The sequence below is a fragment of the Betaproteobacteria bacterium genome (genome assembly GCA_016791345.1).
In the GTDB taxonomy this organism is placed as follows: Bacteria; Pseudomonadota; Gammaproteobacteria; order Burkholderiales; family JAEUMW01; genus JAEUMW01.
In genome coordinates, this window is record JAEUMW010000158.1 from 1 (window position 1) to 2,105 (window position 2,105).

Sequence of the window (2,105 nt, forward strand, 5' to 3'; positions counted from 1 at the left end):
TGTGCCTGTGCGCGCTGGAGACGGTTTTCGCCGACATGGGTGCGGGCGCGCGCTTCGGTGCGGCGGAAGCCGCCGCCTATCACGCCTACGCGTTGAATCCGACACACTCACGGTCGAAGAAGGTCGCAGCGGCCTGAGTTCACGCGCTGCCAAACGCGACGGGGCAAGTCGAACGACTTGCCCCGTTTGCATTTCTGGTACCGCTACGACAGCCCGAGTCGCTGCCAGATCGTGCTGGTAAGTCCCGCTTGGTTGAGCGTGTAGAAATGCAGGCCGGGCGCACCCGCGCTGAGCAGCCGGTCGCACAGGTCGGTGACGACATCGAGCCCGAAGGCGCGGATCGATGCAGTATCGTCGCCGAAGCTCTGCAGGCGCAGCCGCATCCAGCGCGGGATCTCCGCACCGCAGGCGTCCGAGAAGCGGGCGAGCTGCGAGAAATTGCCGATCGGCATGATGCCGGGGACGATCGGGATGTCGATGCCGATCGCCTCGCATTCGTCGACAAAGCGGAAGTAGGAGTCGGCGTTGAAGAAATACTGCGTGATCGCCGAGTCGGCCCCCGCGTCCACCTTGCGCTTGAAGTTGCGAACGTCTTCCTGGGGGCTGCGCGCCTGCGGGTGCATTTCCGGATAGCAGGCGACCTCGATCGTGAACCAGTCGCCGGTCTCCTGCCGGATGAACTCCACCAGTTCGCTCGCGTACCTGAGTTCGCCGAAGGAAGCCAGCCCGGACGGCAGGTCACCACGCAGCGCAACGATGTGGCGTATGCCATGAGACTTGTAGAGCCCCAGGGTCGCGGCAAGGTCGGCCCGGCTCGAGGCGATGCAGGAGATGTGCGGTGACGCGGCGCTGCCTTCGGCCTGGATCTCGAGTACGGTTTCCAGCGTGCGGTCGCGCGTCGAGCCGCCGGCGCCGAACGTGACCGAGAAGAACTGCGGCCTGAGCTGCGCCAGCTGTCGCCGGGTCGCGCGCAGCTTCTCCATGCCTTCCGGCGTCTTGGGCGGGAAGAACTCGAAGCTGAATTCGCGCGGATGACGGGATTGTTCTTGCATCTTGCGGTAAGGCGGAAAGTAGGGGAAGGAACGATGGACCACGCGCCGCCCGCGACGGGCCGCGCGTGATCCGGGAACGTCACATCAATAGCGGTAGGAATCGGGTTTGTAGGGCCCGGCCTTGTCGACGCCGATGTATTTCGCCTGCTCGTCGGTGAGCGTGGTGAGCTGTGCGTTGAGCTTCTTCAGCTGCAGGCGCGCCACCTTCTCGTCCAGGTGCTTCGGCAGCGTGTACACACCGATCGGGTACTGGGCGGTGTTGGTGAAGAGTTCGATCTGCGCGATGGTCTGGTTGGCGAACGAGCTCGACATGACGTAGCTCGGGTGCCCGGTGCCGCAACCGAGGTTCACCAGCCGCCCCTTGGCGAGCACGATGATGCGGCGGCCCGAGGGGAAGATGACGTGGTCGACCTGCGGCTTGATTTCTTCCCATTGATACTTCTCGATCGAGGCGATGTCGATCTCGTTGTCGAAGTGGCCGATGTTGCAGACGATCGCCTGGTCCTTCATCTTCGCCATGTGATCGTGATTGATCACATGGTAGTTGCCGGTGCAGGTGACGAAGATGTCGGCCTTGTCGGCAGCGTAGTCCATGGTGACGACGCGATAACCTTCCATGGCCGCCTGCAGCGCGCAGATCGGGTCGATCTCGGTGACCCAGACCTGTGCCGAAAGCGCGCGCAGTGCCTGCGCCGAACCCTTGCCCACGTCGCCGTAGCCGCAGACGAGAGCGACCTTGCCGGCCACCATCACATCGGTCGCGCGCTTGATGCCGTCGACCAGCGACTCGCGGCAACCATACAGGTTGTCGAACTTGGACTTGGTGACCGAGTCGTTCACGTTGATCGCCGGCATCTTCAGATCGCCCTTCTCGGCCATCTGGTATAGGCGATGCACGCCGGTGGTCGTTTCCTCGGTCACGCCCTTCACCTGCTTGATGCGCGTCGAGTACCAGCCCGGCTGCGCCGCGATGCGCTTGCGGATGGCGGCAAACAGAATGCGCTCCTCTTCGCTGCCCGGATTGTTCAGCACCGATGGATCGGTCTCGGCGCG

Annotated in this window: 3 protein-coding genes; 1 reads left to right on the forward strand and 2 read right to left on the reverse strand. The window is 63.8% G+C overall.

Annotation, left to right across the window (positions count from 1 at the left end):
• On the forward strand, nt 1–137 hold a 137-nt coding region (locus tag JNK68_06335; protein MBL8539974.1), incomplete at its 5' end, for an alanine--glyoxylate aminotransferase family protein.
• Between the two features lie 66 nt (nt 138–203).
• Here JNK68_06335 and metF read toward each other — a convergent pair.
• Entirely contained in the window at nt 204–1,052 is an 849-nt protein-coding gene (gene metF / locus JNK68_06340) for a methylenetetrahydrofolate reductase [NAD(P)H] (GenBank protein MBL8539975.1), read from the reverse strand.
• 84 nt (nt 1,053–1,136) lie between these two features.
• Nucleotides 1,137–2,105: adenosylhomocysteinase (locus JNK68_06345; GenBank protein ID MBL8539976.1), on the reverse strand; the 969-nt coding region annotated here is incomplete at its 5' end.